Source organism: Bradyrhizobium sp. CCBAU 45384 (assembly GCF_028128665.1).
Lineage (GTDB): Bacteria > Pseudomonadota > Alphaproteobacteria > Rhizobiales > Xanthobacteraceae > Bradyrhizobium > Bradyrhizobium manausense.
This window is the reverse complement of the sequence record NZ_LBIZ01000101.1, coordinates 103,606-126,886: the sequence shown is the minus strand read 5'-3', so window position 1 is coordinate 126,886 and position 23,281 is coordinate 103,606. Positions and strand designations below refer to the sequence as shown.

Genomic DNA, 23,281 nt, shown 5'->3' with positions numbered 1-23,281 from the left:
AAAACACAAGGAGCAGGGCGATGAAGCTCAGCGATATCGCCGACAACGCCGGCTCGCGCAAGAAGCGCATGCGCGTCGGCCGTGGCATCGGTTCGGGCAAGGGCAAGCAGTCGGGCCGCGGCGGCAAGGGCCAGACCGCGCGTTCGGGCGTGCGCATCAAGGGGTTCGAAGGCGGCCAGATGCCGTTGCATCGCCGTCTGCCCAAGCGCGGCTTCAACAACATCTTCCGCGTCGAGTACGCCGAGATCAATCTCGACCGGCTCCAGGATGCGGTCGATGCCAAGAAGCTCGACACCGGCAACGTCGTGAACGTCGAGGCCCTGGTGAAGGCGGGCGTGCTGCGCCGCGCCAAGGCCGGTCTGCGGCTGCTCGGCCGTGGCGAGCTCAAGGCCAAGCTGAACATTGAGGTCCACGGCGCCACCAAGTCCGCGATCGAAGCGGTCGAGAAGGCCGGCGGATCGGTGAAGATCCTTGCCCCTGCGAAGGAAGAAGGCGAGGCGGCGTAACAACTGCGTCATTGGCCCGCGGCTCGCGGGCCTTTTCGCATGCGGGACGATGGACTTATCGAAGCCGAAGCGCCAGATAATGTCCGGCGTCCGCTAAAGTAGCCCGGCCGCGGGTATGACGGCGCAAAAGGCGGCGGGAGAAAGTCCAATATGGCCTCAGCAGCGGAACAACTGGCAGCCAACCTCAATTTCGGCGCGTTTGCCAAAGCCGACGAACTGAAGAAGCGTATCTGGTTCACCCTGGGTGCGCTGCTCGTTTATCGGCTCGGCACCTACATCCCGCTGCCCGGCATCGATCCCAACATCTGGGAGCAGGTGTTCAAGTCGCAGGCAGGCGGCATCCTCGGCATGTTCAACATGTTCGCCGGCGGCGGCATCCACCGCATGGCGATCTTCGCGCTGAACATCATGCCGTACATCTCGGCCTCGATCATCATCCAGCTCCTGACCACCGTCTCGCCGCAACTCGAGGCGCTGAAGAAGGAAGGTGAGGCGGGCCGCAAGACGCTGAACCAGTACACGCGCTATCTGACGGTGATCCTGGCCGCGTTCCAGTCCTACGGCATCGCGGTCGGTCTCGAAGGCGCCGGCAACGTCGTCAGTGACCCCGGCATGTTCTTCCGTCTCTCCACCGCGATCACGCTGACCGGCGGCACCATGTTCCTGATGTGGCTGGGCGAGCAGATCACCTCGCGCGGCATTGGCAACGGCATCTCGCTGATCATTCTCTCCGGCATCGTCGCCGAGCTCCCGGCGGCGCTCGCCAACATGCTCGAGCTCGGCCGTCAGGGCGCGATGTCGACCGGCCTGATCCTGATCGTGATCGTGATGGCAGTCGCCGTGATCGCCTTCATCGTGTTCATGGAGCGCGCTCAGCGCCGGCTGCTGATCCAGTATCCGAAGCGCCAGGTCGGCAACAAGATGTTCGAGGGCCAGTCCTCGCATCTGCCGCTCAAGCTCAACACGTCGGGCGTGATCCCGCCGATCTTCGCATCCTCGTTGCTGTTGCTGCCGACCACGGTCGCAAACTTCAACGCGGGCAAGGGACCGGAATGGTTCCAGTGGATCACCACCCAGCTCGGCCACGGCCGTCCCCTGTTCCTGGTGCTCTATCTCGCGTTGATCGTGTTCTTCGCCTTCTTCTACACCGCAATCGTGTTCAACCCGACCGAGACGGCGGACAATCTGAAGAAGCACGGCGGCTTCATCCCTGGCATCCGTCCGGGCGAGCGCACGGCCGAATATATCGACTATGTGCTGTCGCGCATCACCGTGCTGGGTGCGATTTATCTGGCGATCGTCTGCTTGATCCCGGAAATCCTGATCTCCTACGCCTCGGTGCCGTTCTACTTCGGCGGCACCTCGCTGCTGATCGTCGTCAGCGTCACCATGGACACGGTGGCGCAGGTGCAGGGCTATCTGCTGGCCCACCAGTATGAAGGCCTGATCCGCAAGTCGAAGCTGCGAGGCCGCCGCCGCTAGGGCTCGGCGTCCTCTCGCGGGCGGCACGCCTGTGCCACCCGATTCGCCGCGCAAGCGATGCGCGGCGTCCGCCAAGGCGATCAGCCCGTCCTTTGGTCGCATCGGATGAGCTGCTCTCACTGCAGCGCAATCCCTGATTTCAAAGGCCTTCTTGGCGTCCGGGCACTTGCTCCCTTATGATATGGGTAGCGGCGCGGCGCTGATTATGATTTGCACTGTTGCTGAAGTTTCAAACACGGGTGCGCGACGTATCGCTCACCAATCCGGGGGGCGTACGCCGATGAGAATTATACTTCTTGGACCGCCGGGGTCAGGCAAAGGGACCCAGGCGCAGCTGCTGGTGCAGCGCTATGGTATTGTCCAGCTCTCGACCGGCGAGATGTTGCGTGCAGCGGTCGCGGCCGGCACGCCGGTCGGGCTGAAGGCCAAGGAGATCATGGCAAGCGGCGGTCTCGTCCCTGACGATATCGTGGTCGGAATCATCTCCGACCGCATCGACCAGCCGGACGCCAAGCACGGCTTCATCCTGGATGGCTTCCCCCGCACCGTGCCGCAGGCCGAAGCGCTGGACGAGCTGCTGAAGCACAAGCACATGAAGCTCGACGCCGTGATCGAACTTCGTGTCAACGAGAGCGCGCTTCTGAACCGCGTCGAGACCCGTGTCGCCCAGATGCGGGAGCGCGGGGAGGAGGTCCGGGTCGACGACACCCCGGAGGTCCTGACCAAGCGTCTCGCCAGCTATCGCAGCCAGACCGAACCGCTGATTCACTACTATTCCGAGCGCCGCAAGCTTTCGACCATCGACGGCATGATGGCCATCGATGAGGTCACCCGCGCCATCCACCGCCAGCTCCTGGCGCTGGGCGCAATCGAGCCCAGAACTCACGCCAAGAGCGCCGCCAAGGCAGGGCCGGCCAAGAAGGCAGCCAAAAAGCCGGCGAAATCCGCCAAAAAGGCCGCCAAATCGGCCAAATCTACCAAAAAGGCCGTGAAGGGCGCCAAAAAGACGGCCAAGAAAACCGCCAAGAAAACGGCCAAGAAAACGGTCAAAAAGGCGGCCAAGAAGGCCGTCAAAAAAGGTGCCAAAAAGGCTGCAAAAAAGGTCACGAAAAAGCGAGCCAAGCGCTAGCGGCGGTTGACGAAAGCCCCCGGAATCCCTTAATAAGCCCCGCATCCAAGTCGGATAGTTTCAAACGATGCCGGGCCCCAGGAAGACCAGGGGTGGGCGTCGTGTTCGCGTTTGTGAACACCTGCCCGAGAAACATAAGCACTTAAAGCCCGATTCCTGACGAGGGGTCGGCAACAGGAGAGAAGGCCGTGGCCCGTATTGCCGGCGTGAACATTCCGACCAACAAGCGCGTGCTGATCGCGCTCCAGTACATCCATGGCATCGGCCAGAAGATCGCTGGTGAGATCCTCGAAAAGGTGAAGATCCCCGAGGATCGTCGCGTCAATCAGCTCAGCGACGCTGAAGTGCTCCAGATCCGCGAAGTGATCGACCGCGACTATCTCGTCGAGGGCGATCTGCGTCGTGAAGTCGGTATCAACATCAAGCGTCTGATGGACCTCGGCTGCTATCGCGGCCTGCGTCATCGTCGCGGTCTGCCGGTGCGCGGTCAGCGTACCCACACCAATGCGCGTACGCGCAAGGGTCCGGCCAAGGCCATCGCCGGCAAGAAGAAGTAAGTTTTCTATTCCAATCGCGGCGTGTGGCGATAGGGGAAACCCTTTCGCCACGCGCCTTTCGTTCCACAGGTGTAGCCGCTGGCATTACGGCGGCGTTTGAGATCTTCAGGAAAGGTACTCTATGGGCAAGGAAGCCACCCGCGTTCGTCGTCGTGAGCGCAAGAACATCGCCTCCGGCGTCGCGCACGTGAACTCGTCCTTCAACAACACGACCATCACCATCACCGACGCGCAGGGCAACACCATTGCCTGGTCCTCCGCCGGCACGATGGGCTTCAAGGGCTCGCGCAAGTCGACCCCCTATGCCGCGCAGGTCGCCGCCGAAGACGTGTCCAAGAAGGCGCAGGAGCACGGCATGCGGACGCTGGAAGTCGAAGTCGCCGGTCCCGGTTCGGGCCGTGAGTCGGCGCTCCGCGCGCTGCAGGCCGCGGGCTTCACCGTCACCTCGATTCGCGACGTGACCACGATCCCGCACAACGGTTGCCGTCCGCGCAAGCGTCGGCGCGTCTGATACGAAGATGCGGGCGCTGTGGTGCCCGCGATGCTTTTTTAAGAAGCCGCGGGTTTGATCTGCGGCCTTTCTCCAACGCCAGTATTTGAATTTTCAAATCGGCTGGCCTGTATGGGTGAAACAGTGACGATCCAGAAAAATTGGCAAGAACTGATTCGGCCGAACAAGCTCCAGGTGACCCCTGGCAGCGACCCCTCGCGTTTCGCGACCATCGTCGCCGAGCCGCTCGAGCGCGGTTTCGGCCAGACGCTCGGCAACGCGCTGCGCCGCATCCTGCTCTCCTCGCTCCAGGGCGCGGCGGTGCAGTCGGTGCACATCGACGGCGTGCTGCACGAGTTCTCCTCGATCGCTGGCGTCCGTGAGGACGTCACCGACATCGTGCTCAACATCAAGGACATCTCGATCAAGATGCAGGGCGAAGGCCCCAAGCGCATGGTCGTGAAGAAGTCCGGCCCGGGCGTCGTCACCGCCGGCGACATCCAGACCGTGGGCGACGTCGTGGTGCTCAACCCGGACCTGCAGATCTGCACCCTCGACGAGGGCGCCGAGATCCGCATGGAGTTCACGGTCTCGACCGGCAAGGGCTACGTGCCCGCCGAGCGCAACCGTCCCGAGGATGCGCCGATCGGCCTGATCCCGGTCGACAGCCTGTACTCGCCGGTCCGCAAGGTCTCCTACAAGGTCGAGAACACCCGTGAGGGCCAGATCCTCGACTACGACAAGCTGACCATGACGATCGAGACCAATGGCGCGATCTCGCCGGATGATTCGGTGGCCTACGCCGCCCGCATCCTGCAGGATCAGCTCAACGTGTTCGTCAACTTCGAAGAGCCGCGCAAGGAAGTCGCCCAGGAGATCATCCCGGACCTCGCCTTCAACCCGGCCTTCCTCAAGAAGGTGGACGAGCTCGAGCTGTCGGTGCGTTCGGCCAACTGCTTGAAGAACGACAACATCGTCTACATCGGCGACCTCGTGCAGAAGAGCGAGGCGGAAATGCTCCGCACTCCGAACTTCGGCCGCAAGTCGCTGAACGAGATCAAGGAAGTGCTGGCCCAGATGGGTCTGCACCTCGGCATGGAAGTGCCGGGCTGGCCGCCGGAGAACATCGACGAGCTCGCCAAGCGCTTCGAAGATCACTACTGAGAATTCGTCGTTCCGGGGCGATGCGTCAGCATCGAACCCGGAACCTCGAGATTCCGGATCGTCGCTTCGCGCCGTCCGGAATGACGACATGATCCAGGAAAAGTGCGGAGCGGTTTTCCGGCAAGGATCATGCTCTGACAAGAAAGCGAAAGCGCCTCGCGCTTTCGCGGGCGAACGCAGGCAGCCCACCTGAGCAACTGGTCCGACGAACCGTCGCGGCAGTTCTAGAACAAGGAATAGTTACATGCGTCACGGCAAGGTTCATCGGAAGCTCAACCGCACGGCCGAGCATCGCCGCGCGATGTTCGCCAACATGGCGGCCGCGCTGATCAAGCACGAGCAGATCGTCACCACACTGCCGAAGGCCAAGGAGCTTCGTCCGATCGTCGAGAAGCTGGTCACCCTCGGCAAGAAGGGCGGCCTGTCGATGCGCCGCCAGGCCATCTCCGAGATGCGCGACAAGGACCAGGTCAAGAAGCTGTTCGACGTGTTGGCGCCCCGCTACAAGGATCGTCAGGGCGGCTATACCCGCATCATCAAGGCGGGCTTCCGCTACGGCGACAACGCCGCGATGGCCGTGATCGAGTTCGTCGATCGCGACGTCGATGCCAAGGGCCAGGACTCAGGTCCGGTGCAGGCGAAGGAAGCCGAGGCGGCGTAAGCCAAATCGCAGCATTGAGTTTGAAAACGGCGCCTTCGGGCGCCGTTTTTGTTTGGGGAATTCGGCCAATCAATCCCACAAATTCGGCACTCGCGTTTGTCAGAACGCTGCAACCAAAGAAATGGTGCCGTAGGGTGGGCAAAGGCGCGCGTGCTTCGCGCGCCGTGCCCACCACCTGCAGATGGTGGGCACGCTTCCGCCTTCGCTCTTCGAGCTTCGGCGGACAGGCCGCTCTGCCCACCCTACAAATTTGCCGTTGTGGCAGCTCTCACGCATCGGTGAGCGGTGATTGCACCCGCCCGTGCAGCGCACGATATCCGCTTCAACCTCAGCGGAGATGACATATGAAGATCGATCTTTCCGGAAAGACTGCCCTCGTCACCGGCTCGACTGCCGGCATCGGCCACGCCATCGCGAAGGGCCTTGCGGGCTCTGGTGCGAGCGTCGTGATCAACGGACGCGGCCAGGACAAGGTCGATGCCGCTGTGCGCAAGTTGGAGGGGGCGGGTGCCAAGGTGCGCGGCATCGCCGCCGACGTCTCGACCGCGGCCGGCTGCAAGGCGCTGGTTGCGGCGCTGCCCGAGGTCGACATCCTCATCAACAATGCCGGCATCTTCGAGCCGAAGGGCTTTTTCGAGATTCCGGACGAGGACTGGATCCGTTTCTTCGAGGTCAACGTGATGAGCGGCGTGCGGCTCTCGCGCGCCTACATGCAGGGCATGCTGAAGCGCAATTGGGGCCGCATCGTCTTCATCTCCTCGGAGTCCGGCCTCAATATTCCCGCCGAGATGATTCACTACGGCATGACCAAGACGGCTCAGCTCGCGGTCGCCCGTGGCCTCGCGCAGCTCACTCAGGGCACCGCCGTCACCGTGAATTCGGTGCTGCCTGGCCCGACCATGTCCGAGGGCGTCGAGACTTTCGTGAAGGATCTGGCCAGGCAGAACGGGCAATCGGTGGATGAAGCCGCCGCCAATTTCGTCAGGCAGCATCGCCCGAGCTCGCTGATCCAGCGTTTTGCCAGTGTCGAGGAGATCGCCAACATGGTGGTCTATGTCGCCTCGAAGGAGGCATCAGCGACCAACGGTGCGGCGCTGCGTGCCGAAGGCGGCATCGTCAACACCATTGCTTAAGCCGCGATTGGCGCTGGAGGGGCCGCCTAGCTGCTCTGCTCTTGCGCCCCCTTTCATTCGTGGCGGGACTGGCTAAAACGGGGCCTCCATGCTCTGGCCCTGGCCCCTCTCGACCCGCCACAAGCGCCTGTTCAGGCTGACCTCCGCACGCTGGCAGCGGCGGGCGATCTTTCTGCTCGGCGGGATCGGGGTCGGCGCAGCAGCCGTGGCGCTGGCGCAGCTTGCCGATCTCGCGCAGTACGCCTTCGCACTCCTGTTGGCGAAGTCGCGCTATGCCGTGCTCGCGGTGACGCCGCTCGGCTTCATGCTGTCGGCCTATATGACCCTCCGTTTGTTCCCGAATGCGCAGGGCAGCGGCATTCCACAGGCGATCGCCGCGCGGCAGCTGACCGATCAGGCCGCGCGCGAGAGCCTGGTCTCGATCCGGATCGCGATCGGCAAGATGATCCTGACGCTGTTCGGGCTGCTGTGCGGCGGCTCCGTGGGGCGGGAAGGGCCGACCGTTCAGGTCGGCGCCTCCATCATGTTCGCGCTCGGTCGTGTCTCGCCGCGCCGCCAGCCTGGATTGATCCTGGCCGGAGCCGCCGCCGGCGTCGCCGCGGCCTTCAACACGCCGCTGGCGGGAATCGTCTTCGGCATCGAGGAGATGAGCCGCGCCTTCGAGACCCGCACATCCAGCCTGATCATTGCCGCCGTGATCGCGGCCGGCCTGACCTCGCTCGCGTTGGCCGGCAATTACGCCTATTTCGGCAGCAGCGCGATGATGCTCTCGCGTGGCGCCGACTGGCTGGCCGTTCCGGCCTGCGGCGTCGTCGGTGGCCTCGCCGGCGGCCTGTTCAGCCGCGTCGTCATCGCCATGGCGCGCGGTTTCAAGAGCCCGCTCGGACGCGCGATCAAGGGCCATCCGCTGTGGTTCGCCTTTGCCTGCGGCCTCGCGGTCGCCATTTGCGGCCTGGTATCCGGCGACACCGTCTACGGCACGGGGTACGTGCAGGTGAAAGAGGCGCTGGATCACGGCACCCCGCTGCCGCAGGATTTTGGCGTGCTCAAGCTGCTGGCGACGAGCTTCGCCGCGATCAGCGGCATACCGGGCGGCATCTTTTCGCCCTCGCTCGCCGTCGGCGCCGGCATCGGCAGCAACATCGCCGCGTTCTTCCACGACGCGCCGCTCGGTGCGATCATGCTGCTCGGCATGGTCTCGTATTTCGCCGGCGTCGTGCAGGCGCCAATCACCGCCTTCGTGATCGTGACCGAGATGACCGACAATCACGGCATGGTGGTGCCGCTGATGGCGGCGGCGCTGATCGCGCATTTCGTCTCGCGGATGATCTGCGAGGAGGGCATCTATCACGCGCTCGCAAAGGGCTTCGTCGAGCGCGCCACGCGTCCGCGTGAGGGAGAAGGAAGATGAGCCGTTTCTGGAGCAGCTTGACGCATGAGCTGGAACCCTACGTGCCGGGCGAGCAGCCGCGCATGGCGGATCTGGTCAAGCTCAACACCAACGAGAACCCGCTTGGTCCGTCGCCGCGTGCGCTGGAGGCGATCCGGGGCGCGGCGGCCGATACGTTGCGTCTCTATCCGGACCCGCAGGCGACCGCGCTGCGGGCGGCCCTTGCCGCCTATCACGGCGTGAGGCCCGAACAGGTGTTCGTCGGCAACGGCTCGGACGAGGTGCTGGCGCACGCCTTCGTCGCGCTGCTGAAGCACGATGCGCCGCTGCTGTTTCCCGATATCACCTACAGTTTCTATCCGGTCTATTGCCGCCTGTTCGGCATCACCTGCGAGACCGTGCCGCTCGATCAGGCCATGCAGATCCGCACCACCGATTATCGCCGGCCGGCCGGCGCGATCATCATCCCCAATCCGAACGCACCGACAGGCATCGCGCTGTCACGTGTCGAGATCGCGACACTGCTCGACGACCACCCTGATGTGCCCGTCGTCGTGGACGAGGCCTATGTCGATTTCGGCGCCGAGACGGCGATTCCGCTGGTCGCGTCTCATCGCAATCTCCTGGTCGTGCAGACCATGTCCAAGTCGCGCGCTCTCGCCGGGCTTCGCGTCGGATATGCCATTGGGGACGCCGATCTGATCGATGCGCTGACGCGCGTGAAGGACAGCTTCAATTCATATCCGCTCGGCCGGCCTGCCCAGGAAGGTGCGATCGCGTCCCTCGAGGACGATGCTTATTTCCAGCAAGGCCGCCGTCGCGTGATCGAGGGCAGGGAGCGGCTGACCCGCGGCTTGAAAAGCGCCGGTTTCGAGGTGCTGCCCTCGCTCGCCAATTTCGTCTTCGCGCGCCATCCCGCGCACGAGGGGGCCAAGCTTGCGGCGGCGCTACGGGAGCAGGCGGTGATCGTCCGTCACTTCTCGGCGCCGCGCATCTCGGATTTCCTGCGCATCACCGTCGGCACCGATGAGCAGATCGATCGGCTGTTGTCGGCGTTGTCCGGGATATTGCGATAGAGCGAGAAATCGTAGGGTGGGCAAAGCGTAGCGTGCCCACCATCTCTTGCCGCCATCGCGAGATGGTGGGCACGGCGCAAGCGCGCCTTTGCCCACCCTACGCAGCCGTTGCCTACCACCCTTCCAGCACGATCTTGCCGCGCGACTTGCCGCTCTCGAGCAGCGCGTGCGCGCGCTTGAGATTAGCGGCGTTGATTGTGCCGAAGGTCTGGTCGAGCGTGGTACGCAGCACGCCCTTGTCGATCAGATCGGCGACGTCGTTGAGCAGGTGATGTTGCGCGATCATGTCAGGCGTCTGGAACGAGGAGCGCGTGAACATCGATTCCCAGTGCACCGAGATCGCCTTGCCCTTGAACGTGCTCATGGTGAATTCCGGGGGATCGTCGATCAGGCCGAACCGGCCCTGCGGCGCCATGAACTCGGCGATGCTCTTGTAGTGCTGATCGGTGAAGGTAAGGCTCGCGACCAGCGCGACCGGCGGCAGCTTGAGCTTCTCGATCTGCTCCTTCATCGGCTTGCCGTGATCGATCACCGCATGCGCGCCGAGATCGAGGCACCATTTCTGCGATTCCGGCCGCGTCGCGGTCGCAACCACGGTGAGGCCGGTGAGGCGGCGGGCGAGCTGGATCAGGATCGAGCCGACGCCGCCGGCGCCGCCGGTGATGAGAAGCGCGCGCGGATCGACACTCTTGCCCGGTACGGCGCCGAGGCGATCGAACAGCAATTCCCACGCTGTAATGGAGGTGAGGGGAAGCGCCGCGGCCTGCGCGAAGGAGAGCGATTTCGGCTTGTTGCCGACGATGCGTTCGTCCACCAGGTGGAATTCGGCATTGGTGCCCTGGCGCAGGATCGAGCCCGCGTAAAACACCTCGTCGCCCGGCTTGAACAGCGTGACCTCGGGCCCGACCGCATCGACGATGCCGGCGGCGTCATAGCCCAAGATCTTGGTCTCGCCCTCGGGCGGCGCGGCGCGCTTGCGCACCTTGTAATCGACGGGATTGGCCGAGATCGCCTTCACGGCGACGCGGATGTCGCGTCCCTTCGGCTCTGGCTTGGCGGTCTCGAAATCGATCAACGCGTCCTGATCCTCGATCGGAAGCGACTTCTTGTAGCCGACGGCCTTCATGGCTTGTCTCCATCAGATGGCGTTTTCGCCCGCGTCTTACCTGTCGCGCTGGCTCCAATTTGGCAAGTACTGTACATTCGGGGATATAGTCCCTGTTTGGATACTATTGGGAAAAACGCATGAAACGGCGCGATTTTGCCCGTCGTCCCGGCTGCTCGGTCGAGGCGACGCTGGACCTGATCGACGGCAAATGGAAGGGCGTGATCCTCTATCACCTGCAGAGCGGCACCCGGCGCTTCGGCGAATTGCGGCGCACGATGCCCGGCATCACCCAGCGCATGCTCACCAAGCAGCTTCGCGCGCTGGAGGAGGACAAGCTCGTCATCCGCAAGGTCTATGCCGAGGTGCCGCCGCGCGTGGAGTATTGCCTCTCCGAGTTAGGCGAGAGCCTGCGGCCGGTAATCGATATTCTGAAAGCCTGGGGCGAGAGCCATCAGCAGCGGCTGTCCTGCGCACCGCCGCCTGTGGTCGTGAAGAAGCCGAAGCGCGCGGCGTAAAGCTCCGGGAGCGGCGTGCCGCTCCCGGATGAGAGCCTCAGAACGCGACCTGCGTGCGCATCGCCACGGCGTTGAACGTCGAGCCCGTGTTCACCGAGGAGGTGGCACTTGCCTGCTTGGCGATGTCGCCATGCAGATAGTCGAGCATGAAGCGGACGTTGTTGTTGACGTACCAGTTCAGCGCCGCGGTGTAGATGGTCTGGCGTCCCCCCGCGATGCCGGCGGCGGTCGCGAGCTGATCGTTCAGATTCATCGTGCTCACGCGTCCGGCGATTTCCCAGGCACCCCAGCCGCCACCGGCCAGCGAGAAGGGATTGGCCGGCTTGATGCCGCCGTACGAGGCGCTCGCCGCATTGTAGGCTCGGCTCTCGCCGGTCAGCACGTAGCCGACCTGCGCGTAGCCGCCATCGAATTTCAGGCTCGACGCGCCGAATGGCGGCAGGCCGGTATTCGCGGTGCGGTCAACGTTGAACCAGTAATATTCGCCCTGCGCGATGAACGAGCCGTAGGTCGCGGCCGCTTCGACGCCGTAGACCTGCGCGCCTGACACATTGGCAATCGCGCCGGTCGAGATCAGCGTCGTCGGGTCGATCCGCAGTTCGGGCCGATCGCTGAGCGTCAGCGTCTGCGCCTGCGTCACCAAATTGCGCGGCGGCTGGATCAGCCATTCCGCATCGGCACCGATATGCAAGGAGTAGCCGTTGCCGCTGATCGGGTTACCGGCAATGCGGGCGACTGCGCCATATTGCTCGCTGCTGCCGGGCGGGGAGACGCTGGAGGCCGAGTGGATCTGGCCTGTGGTCGGTCCGGTGACATAGGCACCCACCCAGAGCTGGTCATTCCACCAGCGGGTACCGACGGCGGAGCGGAAGTCACCGGCTGCGATGTTCTGCGCGATCACGCCAGCCGAGGCGCGCTCCAGGAACATGATGTCGTTGGAGCTGGTGGACTCGTCGAGCGTCCAGGCAATGTCCATGACGCCGGCTTCCACCGCCATCTTGCCGCCGAACGGCTTCAGGCCGGTGTAGCTGAGAAAGGCATTTTCGATGCCCGACGTGCCGCCGCCGGGCAGGAAGCCGACGGCGGTGGCGCCGGCCGCACCAGTGCCGCCAAAACCGTCGGACGTGCCGCCGAAATCGTAGATCAGGGAGTAGTTCCAGTCGCCGAAGAACTTGCCGACGATGCCGATACGGGCACGGCGGATGTTCTCGCCGCTGTCGAGCTTTTGCGGCACAGTTGATGCCGTGTCGGGGCGGTAATTGTACCCTCCGACATCCCAGTGCACGCGGCTCGTGATGGCAACGCAGTTCTGCTCGTCCGCGGTGCAGATGGTCGGCCGGTTGTTCGGCATCGTCACCACGACGCCTGATGGGGCCACCGGGCCCTTGACCGGAATGGCCGCGTTGGCATTGGCGAGGGCGGCTTTCGCCTCGGAGCGCGCTTCAGCCTTGGCCTCGGCCTTCGCTTCCTGCCTGGCTTTCGCCGTGGCGGCCGTGTTCGCGGCGGTCTGGCTCTGGAGCTTGTCGAGCTTCTGCTCCAGCATTTTCAACTGCTGCTTCAGGAGCGCGATCTCCTGCTCGCTGGTACTGGCCGATTGGGCCTGGGCCTGTGAAGCCGTCAGCACGCCGGCGAGACCGATCGCCGTGGCTGCTAGTCTTGTCCTGCTCATATCGTGCTCCATCCTTTGACGAACTTCCCCAAGTCGCAACGGGAGAGCCTAAGAGTGATCGATGACTGCCCCGCGACGCGCGCGCCCGGCTCTGCGGTTCCCACTGATGCCAATTCGCCGCAACCGAATCCGCCTGGCACGAGCATGCAGGATGATGCGCATCATGCCAATCCATCGTCGCGGCAGATTGTGATTTCGCACGCTGCGCTTGCAGGTGGGACACACCGGAAAGGGGCTGAATATTGCCGCCCGGCGCCCTTCTATTGGGGGGCGAACGCGCCTATATTCCGGCGTCTTTTCCAAGAGGTAGGGATGTTTCGAGCGAACTTGACCGCCGTCGTCACGGCATTGTGCATAGGCTTTTCGGCCCACTTCAATCCGGCTGCGGCGCAGGACCGTCGCGTGCCCTCGTCGCAGGCCGAGCTGCGGTTGTCCTATGCGCCGATCGTGCAGCGGGTGCAACCGGCGGTCGTCAACGTCTATGCCGCCAAGGTGGTACAGAACCGCAACCCGCTGCTGGACGACCCCATCTTCCGCCGTTTCTTCGGCGGCGGCCAGCAGCAGGAGCAGGTGCAGCGATCGCTGGGCTCGGGCGTGATCGTCGACGCCTCCGGGCTCGTCGTCACCAACGTCCACGTCATCGAAGGTGCCGACCAGGTGAAGGTGTCGCTGTCGGACAAGCGCGAGTTCGAGGCCGAGATCGTGTTGAAGGACTCCCGCAGCGATCTCGCGGTGCTGCGCCTGAAGGATGCCAAGGAAAAGTTCCCGGCGCTCGAATTCACCAATTCGGACGAGCTGATGGTCGGCGACGTCGTGATGGCGATCGGCAACCCCTTCGGCGTCGGCCAGACCGTGACCCACGGCATCATCTCGGCGCTGGCGCGCACCCAGGTCGGCATCACCGACTATCAGTTCTTCATCCAGACCGATGCTGCGATCAATCCCGGCAATTCCGGCGGCGCGCTGGTCGACATGAACGGCAGGCTCGCCGGCATCAACACCGCGATCTATTCGCGCTCCGGCGGCTCGCAGGGCATCGGCTTCGCAATTCCCGCCAATATGGTGCGCGTCGTCGTCGCCTCCGCCAAGAGCGGCGGCAAGGCGGTGAAGCGGCCATGGCTTGGCGCGAAGCTGCAGGCGGTGACGCCGGAGATCGCCGATAGTCTGGGCCTGCGTTCGCCAAGCGGTGCGCTGGTCGCGAGCGTCGTTCCCAATGGGCCTGCGGCGAAGGCCGGGTTGAAATCCTCCGACCTCATCACCGGCATCGACGGCCAGGCCGTGGACGATCCCAACGCGTTTGACTATCGCTTTGCCACTCGCCCGATCGGCGGCACGGCGCAGATCGACGTGCAGCGCGGCGGCAAGCCGATCAAGCTGACGATCGCGCTCGAGACCGCGCCCGATACCGGCCGCAATGAGCTCGTCGTCACCGCCCGCTCGCCGTTCCAGGGCGCCAAGGTCTCGACCATCACGCCTGCGGTTGCCGACGAGCTGCATCTCGACGCCGACACCGAAGGTGTCGTCATCACCGATCTCGGTGATGACTCGCCCGCCGCCCAGGTCGGCTTCCAGAAGGGCGACATCATCCTGGCCGTCAACAACCAGAAGATCGGCAAGACCGGCGACCTCGAGAAGGCGGCGGCCGTCAACCAGCGGCTCTGGCGCATCACGCTGGTGCGGGGCGGTCAGCAGATCAACGTCACGCTGGGCGGATGAGTCCGAAGCGACCACAGCAGACGCCAACTCTCTTCGCCGCGGCGGGGCTCGATCACGATGCCCCGCATCCGCTGCCTGACAGGCTGCGGCCGCGGACGCTGTCGGAGGTCGTCGGCCAGGATCACATCCTCGGGCCCGACGGCGCGCTGACGCGCATGCTGGAGACGCGCACGCTCGGATCGCTGGTGTTCTGGGGCCCGCCCGGCACCGGCAAGACCACCGTGGCGCGGCTGCTCGCGGATGCGACCGACCTGCATTTCGAGCAGATCTCCGCGGTGTTCTCCGGCGTCGCCGACCTCAAGAAGGCGTTCGATGCCGCGCGCGCCCGCCGCGAGATGGGCAAGGGCACCCTGCTGTTCGTGGACGAGGTGCACCGCTTCAACCGCGCCCAGCAGGATTCGTTTCTGCCTGTGATGGAAGACGGCACCGTGGTCATGGTCGGCGCCACCACGGAAAATCCGTCCTTCGAGCTCAACGCGGCGCTTTTGTCCCGCGCACGGGTGCTGGTGTTTCGCTCGCTCGATGCCGCCGCGATCGAAAAGCTGTTCGCGCATGCCGAGGCGGTGGAGGGCCGCAAGCTGCCGCTCGATGCGGAGGCGAGGGCGGTGCTGGTGCGCATGGCCGATGGCGACGGCCGCGCGTCGCTGACGCTCGCCGAGGAAGTCTGGCGCTCGGCGCGGGCAGATGAAATCTTCAACGCCGCGCAATTGCAGGACATCCTGCAACGGCGCGCGCCGATCTACGACAAATCGGCCGACGGCCATTACAACCTGATCTCGGCGCTGCATAAATCGGTGCGGGGCTCCGATCCCGATGCTGCGCTGTATTATCTCTGCCGCATGCTCGATGCCGGCGAGGACCCGCTGTTCCTGGCGCGCCGCGTGGTACGCATGGCGGTGGAGGACATCGGCCTTGCCGATCCGCAGGCGCTCGTCATCGCCAATGCGGCCAAGGACGCCTTCGATTTCCTCGGCCATCCCGAAGGCGAGCTAGCGATCGCGCAAGCCGTGGTCTATCTCGCCACCGCGCCGAAATCGAACGCGGTCTATACGGCCTTCGGCACGGCGATGCAGGTGGCAAAACAGGCCGGCTCGCTGCTGCCGCCAAAGCACATCCTGAATTCGCCGACCAAGCTGATGAAGTCGGAAGGCTACGGCTCAGGCTACGAATACGACCACGACGCCCCCGACGCTTTTTCGGGGCAGGACTACTTCCCGGAGGCCCTGGGACGCCAGACCTTCTACGATCCGCCTGAGCGCGGCTTCGAGCGCGAGATCAGGAAACGGCTGGATTACTGGGCCAAGCTGCGCAAGGAGCGGGGTTCGCGTTAGAGGTGGCCATTTCGCCGTGACGAAGGGCCGCTTTTAGGGTACGCAGGCAGCCATGAGCCGCCGTATCAAAAGAACCAATCAAGAGCCCCGTTCGCGCGATGAGCGCAAGGATTCGCGTCCGCATCAGTCGCGGAGCGCGAAGAAAGCGGGACCGCGTCCGGGCGGCAAGCCCAGCAAACCGCCGCGCTTTGCCGGCGAGCGCGCCGAGCGACGTCCGCCCAAAGCTGCACAGAACAAGGTTGCGCAGGAAAGGCCAGCATCGGAGAAGCCTGTCGAGGCGCTGCTGCCGACCAAGGTGCAGACCGTCACGGTGGCGGCCGACGAGAACAATATGCGCGTCGACCGCTTCCTCGAAGCGCGCTTTCCCGGCCTGTCATTCTCCCACATCCAGCGCGTCGTCCGCAAAGGCGAGCTACGCGTCGACGGCAAGCGCGTCGACAGCAAGGATCGGCTGGAGGAGGGCCAGAGCGTCCGCATTCCACCGTTGAAGCTCGACACACCGAAGGCCGTCGGCGAGCTCTCGGAGGCCGCGCAGAAGACGCTCAAGGCGCTGAAGGAGATGACGATCTACGAGGACGACGACGTCCTCGTGCTAAACAAGCCCGCCGGCCTTGCCGTGCAGGGCGGCTCGGGCATGACGCGCCACATCGATCAGATGCTGGAGGTGATGCGCGATGCCAAGGGGCAGAAGCCGCGCCTCGTGCATCGCATCGATCGTGAGACCTCGGGCTGTCTGCTCATCGCCAAGACGCGATTTGCTGCCTCGCATCTCACCGGCGCGTTCCGCTCGCGCTCGGCGCGCAAGGTCTATTGGGCGCTGGTGCCGGGCCTGCCGAAGCCGAAGCAGGGCCGCATCTCGACCTTCCTTGCCAAGGAGGAGAGCGAGGACGACACCATCATGCGCATCGCCCAGCATGGCGACGAGGGCGCCAGCCACGCCGTGACCTACTATGCGGTGGTCGAGACCGCCGGCAACAAGCTGACCTGGGTGTCGCTGAAGCCGGTGACAGGCCGCACCCACCAGCTTCGCGCCCACATGGCCCATATCGGCCATCCCATCGTCGGCGATCCCAAATATTTCAACATCGAGAACTGGCAGCTGCCGGGCGGCCTGCAAAACCGCCTGCATCTGCTCGCGCGCCGCATCGTGATCCCGCATCCCCGCGGCGGCGTCATCGACGCCACCGCGCCATTGCCGCCGCACATGCAGCAGTCGTGGAATTTGCTCGGGCTCGATGCCAGCCGGTTCGACCCGATCGAGAACGCACCGGAGGAGTAGGTGTTGGGTGTCGTCCCGGCGAAGGCCGGGACCCATACCGCGGAATCTATCGGTAGCGGGCAGTGCTTGTACCGGCGAGCGGATTGGGACTACCGGTCTTCGCCAAAGCCCTGCTGCGGAGTATGGGTCCCGGCCTTCGCCGGGACGACACCGAGGATTGGGCTGGCGATTGCAGCCCTAGTCAATTCCGAAACTGCTCCAGGAACATCCGCAAGCTGTCATGCGGGCTCTCGACATCCATGATCAGCCAGCCCTCGGGGCCGTTGACGAGGATGAAGTTCAGCGCGACCTTGCGGCCGTGATTGTCGAAATTCGCCGCGACATAGGTCTTGTCGTATTGCTTGCGGGTGATCGCGATCGTCACAGGGCCGAGCTTCCAGTTCGGGCTCTGCACCAGGAAGTCATAGGGCTCGCTGCGCGGCGCGGACCATGCCTTGCGCAATGAGGGGTCGAAGAATTGCCGAGTCGTGGCATTGTCCCGCGGCAGGCCTCTCGACAGCTCCGGCGCGCCGTTGCCGTAATGGGCATAGACGTTGCGGATCAGCGATTCCGGGGTCCGAAAGCCGGCCCCGGCCGCGACCGGCCAAAGCCCGGCGAACAGGGCCACAATGCCCGCAAGTTCCCTCATGCCCGCCGCTCGCTTTATCAGCCACAGGTCTTACTTTAGAAGCCTAAAGCATGATCCGGGAAAGTGCGAAGCGGTTTTCCGAAAAGATCATGCTCAAACAATAACCTAAAGCGCGATGACGTTCATCCTGATCTCATCGCGCTTTAGCACCCAGCGACCGGGACCGAAAACTCACATGCGCGAATTGTTCGAAGAAGCAGCCAGCCAGCCCCCGCCGGACCCACGGGAATCGGCACGCGCCTCCGCGCGGACGCCGCTGCGCAAGCGCTTCTACAAGGAGGTCGGCGTCACCGAGACCGAGGGCGGCTTTGCCATCACGCTCGATGGCAGGCCGATCCGCACGCCGTCCGGCCGCCAGGTGGTGATCCCGGCGCGGGCGCTGGCCGATGCCGTGGCCGCGGAATGGGCCGCCCAGGGTGAGGCGATCGACCCCGTGACCATGCCGCTGACGCGGATCGCCAACAGCGTGGTCGAGGGCGTGATCGACCGCGTCGAGCTCGTCAGGGACGATCTCGCCAAATACTTCGAGACCGACCTGCTGTTCTATCGCGCCGGCCATCCCGAGGGGCTGGTCGCCCGAGAGGCCGCGCATTGGGACGGCGTGCTGTTCTGGGCCGCAGAGGCGCTGGGAGCGCATTTCATCCTCTCCGAGGGCATCATGCATGTGAGGCAGCCCGATGAGGCGCTCCGGGCTGCCCGTGCGGCGCTGCCTGGCGATCCCTGGTCCTTGGCTGCGCTCCACATGGTGACGACCCTGACCGGCTCGGCGCTGCTGGCGCTGGCGCTGGCCCATGGCGTGCGCGACGCCGACCAGGTCTGGGCCGCGGCCCATGTCGATGAGGACTGGAACATCGACCAATGGGGCGTGGATGAGGAGGCGGCCGCCCGCCGGGCCACCCGCCTCAGGGATTTCGAGTCCGCCGTCGCGGTGCTGGCGGCGGTGAACCCGCCTAGGACCTAAGGTCCTTAACGAGAGGTTTACGCCGGGGCCCTAGGGTGGGATTCGCATTCCCCGGGCCTCTGAAATGCCGACGCCGATAAGCTCGATCCTTCCGGTCAGTGCCGCCAGCCCCGTGGCTGATGCGGCAACGCCCGACCTCGTGCTCCAGGCCGGCACCGTCGTCGATGCCAGGGTCGTCAGCTTGCTCGCCGACAATTTGGTGCGGATCGCGATCGCCAACCTCTCGATGGACGTGATGTCCGAGGTGTCGCTGACCCCGGGGCAAAATCTCCAGCTCGCGGTCTCGCAGAACGACGGCACGATCAGGCTCGCCGTGGTCAACGGGGCAGGCGAGGCCAGCGCCGATCAGGTCACGCTGACGCCGACCGCAGCCTCGCTGGTCGAGAGCCCGCCGCTGGCGCCGTCGGTCAATGCGGCCCGCAACACGCTGACACCTTTGGAGCAGGTCGCCGTCACCGCTGCCTCGGCCGAGGCAGTCACAAAACAGGGCAGCCAGGCGCCGCTATTCGCCAATCTCGCATCGGTCGTATCAGGCAGCGATCTGCCGGCCGGACTGAAGCAGGCCGTGCTGGACGTGCTGGCACAGCAGACGCCACTCAACATGGCGTTGGATGGCGGCGATATCGAATCCGCGTTCCAGAAATCCGGCCTGTTTCTCGAGGCTTCGCTGGCCGCGGGCGCAACGCCGCAGCCAGGGGCCGTGCCGGACTTGAAGGCCGCGCTGCTCGTGCTGCGCCAGACACTGGCCGCGACGTCAGTCACGCCAGCGACTGCCGCGCCACAAGTCGCAGCACAGAACACAGCACCTGCGCCTGGCACGCCGGTTGTTCTGCAGACTGCAGTCTCAGCGTTGCCGGTGGCAGGCGCAACAACACAGGCGGTGCTTGCGTCGCCTGCTGCGGCGATTGCTCAATCTGCACAATTGCCGCGCGAGGCTGCGCAGCCCGCTGCCGTTCTGGCCGACATCGCCGGCGAAACGCCGCAGGCGGCTCTGCCTCGCACCACCATGTCGGCGGGTGTCGCCGCGAGCCTGCTGCAAGAGGTCACGCAAAGCCTGCCGCGCCTGACCGGCAACGTGCCGGGTGCGACCAAGGCCGTTCCTGACGGCCATATCTTCGAGGCAGCTACGCGCACGACGACGCCACCGCCGTTCCGCGGCGCGCTACCGGCGCAGCAACCCGTCGCTTCGCCGTCGCTCGCGCCCACCACACCGCTCGCTGCCACCGTGCATCGCCTGCTCGGCGACACCGATGCTGCGATCGCGCGGCAGACGCTGCTTCAGGTCGCTTCGCTGCCTGATCGCGCTGACGCCAGTGGCCATCGCAGCGACCCGACCGCGCCGCAGTGGAATTTCGAGATTCCGTTTGCGACCCCGCAAGGCACCGCGATGGCGCAGTTCGAGATCTCGCGCGACGGCGGCAACGAAACGCCCGATCCCGCCAAGCGCGCCTGGCGCGCGCGCTTCACCATCAATGTCGAGCCATCAGGACCCGTGCACGCGCTGATCACGCTCAACGGCGACAAGACCTTTGTGCGGATGTGGGCCGAACGGCCGGCGACCGCGCAGCAGCTCCGCGCCGGCATCGGCGAGCTCAATCAGGCGCTGACCAAGGCCGAGCTCAAGCCCGGCGACATCATCGTGCGCGACGGCACGCCGCCGCTGGCCGCGCCGGCGCGCGCCGGGCATTTCCTGGATCGCGCCACATGAGCGACGAATCCAAGCTCGCGATTGCGCTGCATTACGAGAAGGGTAGCGGCGCCCCCGTCGTGATTGCCAAGGGCAAGGGCACCATCGGCGCCAAGATCGTCGAGATCGCCAAGGCTCATGACATTCCGATCGAGGAGAACGAGATTTTGGCCGGGGCGCTCTCCAAGGTCGAGCTCGGCGACGAAATCCCGCCCGACCTCTACAAGGCCGTCGCCGAAGTTCTGGTGTTCGTGCTGCGGCTGTCGGGCCGCGCGCGCTAGCGCACAACGCCAGCGCGTCTCTCTCCACACGTCATTGCGAGCCAACGGGTCCGCGCAAAGCGCGGCCCGATGACAGGCTCCGCGAAGCAATCCAGAATCTTTCTGCGGAGGGGCTCTGGATTGCTTCGCTGCGCTCGCAATGACGGAGTGTGGGGTCGCTATCCCAGCTTGAACAGCGCCTGCAAAAACTCCACGACTGCTTTCTTCGACTCCGCGGCCGTTGTCGGATTGCCGCCGACATGCGGGTTGAGCTCGACACAAGCGTCCTTGTAGGTGAAGGGCGCGTTGGTATCGCCGTTCATCAGCACGCCGCCGTCGCCCTCCTTGATATGGCAGTTGCGCACGGTCTGGGCGTTGGCTGAAACCGTCACCGCATTGACGCCGAGCAATCCGCTGTCAAAGCCGTGCGCGCTGTCAGGATATTCGGTCAGCACCACGTTGCGGCCAGCAGCCTTGAGCCGTTCGACGAAGGCCTTGCAGCTCTTCACCGGGTTATAATCATCAGGCGTGCCGTGGAAGATGCGGATCGGGCGGGCCGCGACCTCGGTGTCGGTCTGATAGGTGGTCGAGCAGTCCGGATAGAACGGGATATAGCCCGCGAACTGGAGGCCAGACTTGTTCCAGAGTTTGTTGAAGCGGTCGAGGCTCGCATAGAGCGTCGCCTGCCCTCCGCGCGAAAAACCCATCAGCACGATGCGGTCAGGATCGACGCGCGGGTGCTTGGCCAGGATTTCCAGCGAGTGGTAGATGTCGATGATCAGGTTGAGCCGGCCGAGCAGGGCCTGGTTCGGCCCTGTCACCGTCAGCCCGCGGCCGGTGAAGCCGTCGATCACGAAGGTCGAGATGCCCATGGCGTTGAATTCGTGCACCCAGGCCTCCGTGGTGGCGCTGACACCGCCCGAGCCGTGCATCAGCACCACGACCGGCATCTTGCCGGTGCCCTGCGCCACGCGGAATTCGCCGGCGACGGTCACCGGCTTCCCGGCCGCTTCATCGCCGCTCAGAAATTGCTGGTCGGAGAGGGTGAGTGACGGGATCGGGAAGATCTCGGTGCGGGCGGGGGCTTCCTTGGGAAGCGATTGAGCGCTGGCGAGCCCTGATGAAACGCAGAGTGCGATGAGCGCCACAGCGACGCGGAATGCCGTCGGCATTGATCCTCCCCTAAAGTTTTGGGGAAGTAGATCAATGCCCATGCGCGCTGTCAATTTGCGCGCGGCAGTTTCACACCTTGTCGCCCGGCTTCTTCGCCGTCAGCGCCTGATCGATCGCAAAGCCTCCGATCTCGCTCATCGCCTGCGCGATCACGTCGCCCTTGCGCGCAAAGCCGCTGGAGAGATAGTCGAACTGGGTGCGCGCCAGCCGCAGCACCTCGATCGGCACGGTCACCGCGGTCTCGTTGAAAGCATCGACCGAGGCGCGCAACGTATCGAGCTCGGTGGTGAGCTTGCCGATATGGCTCTCCGCATCCTGCATCAGGCCGAGCAGCTTGCCGCGCTCGGTGTCGAACGCGGCACGCTCGCTGGCCGCGGCGGTCGTCACCTCGGCTAGCTGCGTCCGCAGCGCGGCGATCTGGCTGACCATCGCGTCGGATGCGAGTTCAGTGGCCTCGCGCAGCTCCCCCAGGCGCTTGTTCTCTTCCTGCTGCTCGTGAAACAGCCGTTCGGCCGACATGGCCCGCTGTTTGAGTGATTCAATCAGTGCGGCCGCGCGCAGCAGCATCTCGCCGTTCCGCCCCGACACCATGCTGGCCATGCGCCGCAGGAAGTCGGTGGTCTCGGACGCGCTGTTCGCAGGCAAGGGAACGACGGTGGCGGACATGAGGTGATGCTTGCAGCCGGACGTGATGACCGCCGCCGTACCGACTGAGCTCACGCAACATTCGGCGCCTGATCGCAAGCCTGGAGCAAGCCTGAATCGGCAGGCCCGGTCAACCGGCCAGCCGCGACAAAATCACGGTCATCCCGCCGCTCGCGCGGCAGCTCAGGCGCCGTTCTGCCGGCCGATCCGCCCCAGATGGGTGAAGCCGAACCCGGCGGAATATTTCAGGCCGTAGCCCAGCGCCCGGTCGATGCCGATATGAGCGAGCCAGATCAAGCCGATGGAGAAGGTGAGGGGCGCGGCGAGGCCAAAACCCAGCGTCAGCAGCGCCACCGGCGCCATGTAGCTGTGGGCGGCGTTGTAGACCAGCGCACCGAATTTGGCGTCCACGAGGTACGCCAGGAAACTCAGATCCGGCACCAGGAAGAGCAGGACATAGACCCACCAGGAGCCGCCCCAGGTCGCATAGAGCGCCGTCATGGCCGCGAACAGAGCGAGCCCCTCGAGCCGCAGCAGGGCCCTGACGCCGCCGGTCACGGCGCCCGTCTCGACAACTCCCTCGTCCATCGTGGCCTCCAGGGCAAAACTTTGTAATTCCTGCGCTTTCACGCTACGTCAAAGCAGCCCTGCGGCGCCGAAAGCCGCTTCCCGGCCTGCAAAATGCCGTGTTAGAACGCCCAGCACTTAAGGCTTAAGAACT

General features: G+C 64.7%; 23 protein-coding genes. 17 read left to right on the top strand and 6 right to left on the bottom strand.

Annotated elements, in window-relative coordinates:
* Positions 1-20: 20 nt before the first annotated feature.
* The 10 genes from rplO (at position 21) to hisC (ending at position 9,588) form a co-directional block, all read left to right on the top strand.
* Positions 21-506, top strand: coding sequence for a 50S ribosomal protein L15 (gene rplO / locus XH80_RS13045; RefSeq protein WP_271598933.1), 486 nt, complete (start codon positions 21-23; stop codon positions 504-506).
* Between the two features lie 150 nt (positions 507-656).
* Positions 657-1,988, top strand: a complete 1,332-nt coding sequence (gene secY / locus XH80_RS13040) for a preprotein translocase subunit SecY (protein ID WP_057745459.1) — start codon at positions 657-659, stop codon at positions 1,986-1,988.
* A 280-nt stretch (positions 1,989-2,268) separates the two neighbouring features.
* Positions 2,269-3,117 (top strand): adenylate kinase, encoded by an 849-nt coding sequence (locus tag XH80_RS13035; RefSeq protein WP_271598932.1) that lies wholly within the window; start codon positions 2,269-2,271, stop codon positions 3,115-3,117.
* 188 nt (positions 3,118-3,305) lie between these two features.
* A complete protein-coding gene (gene rpsM / locus XH80_RS13030) occupies positions 3,306-3,674 on the top strand; it encodes a 30S ribosomal protein S13 (RefSeq protein ID WP_014494511.1) in 369 nt (122 codons plus the stop codon).
* Positions 3,675-3,795: 121 nt separating this feature from the next.
* Entirely contained in the window at positions 3,796-4,185 is a 390-nt protein-coding gene (rpsK, locus tag XH80_RS13025; protein WP_007603045.1) for a 30S ribosomal protein S11, read from the top strand.
* A 111-nt stretch (positions 4,186-4,296) separates the two neighbouring features.
* Positions 4,297-5,328 (top strand): DNA-directed RNA polymerase subunit alpha, encoded by a 1,032-nt coding sequence (locus tag XH80_RS13020; RefSeq protein ID WP_057745452.1) that lies wholly within the window; start codon positions 4,297-4,299, stop codon positions 5,326-5,328.
* Positions 5,329-5,572: 244 nt separating this feature from the next.
* Entirely contained in the window at positions 5,573-5,989 is a 417-nt protein-coding gene (gene rplQ / locus XH80_RS13015) for a 50S ribosomal protein L17 (protein ID WP_057745449.1), read from the top strand.
* Positions 5,990-6,333: 344 nt separating this feature from the next.
* Positions 6,334-7,122 carry an SDR family NAD(P)-dependent oxidoreductase gene (locus tag XH80_RS13010; RefSeq protein WP_271598931.1) on the top strand — a complete coding sequence of 263 codons (789 nt, stop codon included), beginning with the start codon at positions 6,334-6,336 and terminating at the stop codon, positions 7,120-7,122.
* 88 nt (positions 7,123-7,210) lie between these two features.
* Positions 7,211-8,533 (top strand): chloride channel protein, encoded by a 1,323-nt coding sequence (locus tag XH80_RS13005; protein WP_271598930.1) that lies wholly within the window; start codon positions 7,211-7,213, stop codon positions 8,531-8,533.
* Complete coding sequence (gene hisC / locus XH80_RS13000; protein WP_271598929.1) at positions 8,530-9,588, top strand: histidinol-phosphate transaminase; 1,059 nt, start codon at positions 8,530-8,532, stop codon at positions 9,586-9,588. Before XH80_RS13005 ends, hisC begins: the two co-directional genes overlap by 4 nt.
* A gap of 112 nt (positions 9,589-9,700) precedes the next feature.
* On the opposite strand, the gene XH80_RS12995 is transcribed toward hisC, so the two are convergent.
* A complete protein-coding gene (locus XH80_RS12995) occupies positions 9,701-10,714 on the bottom strand; it encodes a zinc-binding alcohol dehydrogenase family protein (protein WP_271598928.1) in 1,014 nt (337 codons plus the stop codon).
* 119 nt (positions 10,715-10,833) lie between these two features.
* Here XH80_RS12995 and XH80_RS12990 point away from each other — a divergent pair, with 119 nt between their 5' ends.
* Positions 10,834-11,211 (top strand): winged helix-turn-helix transcriptional regulator, encoded by a 378-nt coding sequence (locus XH80_RS12990; RefSeq protein ID WP_271598927.1) that lies wholly within the window; start codon positions 10,834-10,836, stop codon positions 11,209-11,211.
* Between the two features lie 37 nt (positions 11,212-11,248).
* Here the strand turns inward: XH80_RS12990 and XH80_RS12985 are convergent, their stop codons facing one another.
* The gene (locus XH80_RS12985) at positions 11,249-12,880 is read right to left on the bottom strand and encodes an OprO/OprP family phosphate-selective porin (RefSeq protein WP_271598926.1); all 1,632 of its coding nucleotides are present in this window, start codon (positions 12,878-12,880) and stop codon (positions 11,249-11,251) included.
* Between the two features lie 312 nt (positions 12,881-13,192).
* Between XH80_RS12985 and XH80_RS12980 the strand changes: the two genes are divergently transcribed.
* From XH80_RS12980 to XH80_RS12970, 3 genes are read left to right on the top strand one after another with little or no spacing between them, the layout of a single operon-like run.
* Complete coding sequence (locus tag XH80_RS12980) at positions 13,193-14,596, top strand: DegQ family serine endoprotease (RefSeq protein ID WP_271598925.1); 1,404 nt, start codon at positions 13,193-13,195, stop codon at positions 14,594-14,596.
* Entirely contained in the window at positions 14,593-15,927 is a 1,335-nt protein-coding gene (locus tag XH80_RS12975) for a replication-associated recombination protein A (RefSeq protein WP_271598924.1), read from the top strand. Before XH80_RS12980 ends, XH80_RS12975 begins: the two co-directional genes overlap by 4 nt.
* Before the next feature lie 52 nt (positions 15,928-15,979).
* Positions 15,980-17,206: an RluA family pseudouridine synthase gene (locus XH80_RS12970; RefSeq protein ID WP_271598923.1), complete on the top strand. Its 1,227-nt coding sequence runs from the start codon at positions 15,980-15,982 to the stop codon at positions 17,204-17,206.
* A 181-nt stretch (positions 17,207-17,387) separates the two neighbouring features.
* Here XH80_RS12970 and XH80_RS12965 read toward each other — a convergent pair whose 3' ends face one another.
* On the bottom strand, positions 17,388-17,834 hold the full coding sequence (locus XH80_RS12965) for a hypothetical protein (protein ID WP_271598922.1): 447 nt from the start codon (positions 17,832-17,834) through the stop codon (positions 17,388-17,390).
* Between the two features lie 175 nt (positions 17,835-18,009).
* On the opposite strand from XH80_RS12965, the gene XH80_RS12960 reads away from it, so the two are divergent.
* The 3 genes from XH80_RS12960 (at position 18,010) to XH80_RS43735 (ending at position 20,763) form a co-directional block, all read left to right on the top strand.
* A complete protein-coding gene (locus tag XH80_RS12960; protein WP_271598921.1) occupies positions 18,010-18,795 on the top strand; it encodes an ATP12 family chaperone protein in 786 nt (261 codons plus the stop codon).
* A gap of 64 nt (positions 18,796-18,859) precedes the next feature.
* Positions 18,860-20,503, top strand: a complete 1,644-nt coding sequence (locus XH80_RS43740; RefSeq protein ID WP_333968736.1) for a flagellar hook-length control protein FliK — start codon at positions 18,860-18,862, stop codon at positions 20,501-20,503.
* On the top strand, positions 20,500-20,763 hold the full coding sequence (locus XH80_RS43735) for an EscU/YscU/HrcU family type III secretion system export apparatus switch protein (protein ID WP_333968735.1): 264 nt from the start codon (positions 20,500-20,502) through the stop codon (positions 20,761-20,763). The genes XH80_RS43740 and XH80_RS43735 overlap by 4 nt, the downstream gene beginning before the upstream one ends.
* A 158-nt stretch (positions 20,764-20,921) precedes the next feature.
* Here XH80_RS43735 and XH80_RS12945 read toward each other — a convergent pair whose 3' ends face one another.
* The 3 genes from XH80_RS12945 to XH80_RS12935 all read right to left on the bottom strand — a co-directional run bounded on the left by XH80_RS12945 (position 20,922) and on the right by XH80_RS12935 (position 23,148).
* Positions 20,922-21,914, bottom strand: a complete 993-nt coding sequence (locus XH80_RS12945) for a dienelactone hydrolase family protein (RefSeq protein ID WP_271598919.1) — start codon at positions 21,912-21,914, stop codon at positions 20,922-20,924.
* Between the two features lie 70 nt (positions 21,915-21,984).
* Positions 21,985-22,581 carry a hypothetical protein gene (locus XH80_RS12940; RefSeq protein WP_271598945.1) on the bottom strand — a complete coding sequence of 199 codons (597 nt, stop codon included), beginning with the start codon at positions 22,579-22,581 and terminating at the stop codon, positions 21,985-21,987.
* A 162-nt stretch (positions 22,582-22,743) separates the two neighbouring features.
* Positions 22,744-23,148: a DUF4260 domain-containing protein gene (locus tag XH80_RS12935; protein WP_271598918.1), complete on the bottom strand. Its 405-nt coding sequence runs from the start codon at positions 23,146-23,148 to the stop codon at positions 22,744-22,746.
* Positions 23,149-23,281 lie beyond the last annotated feature (133 nt).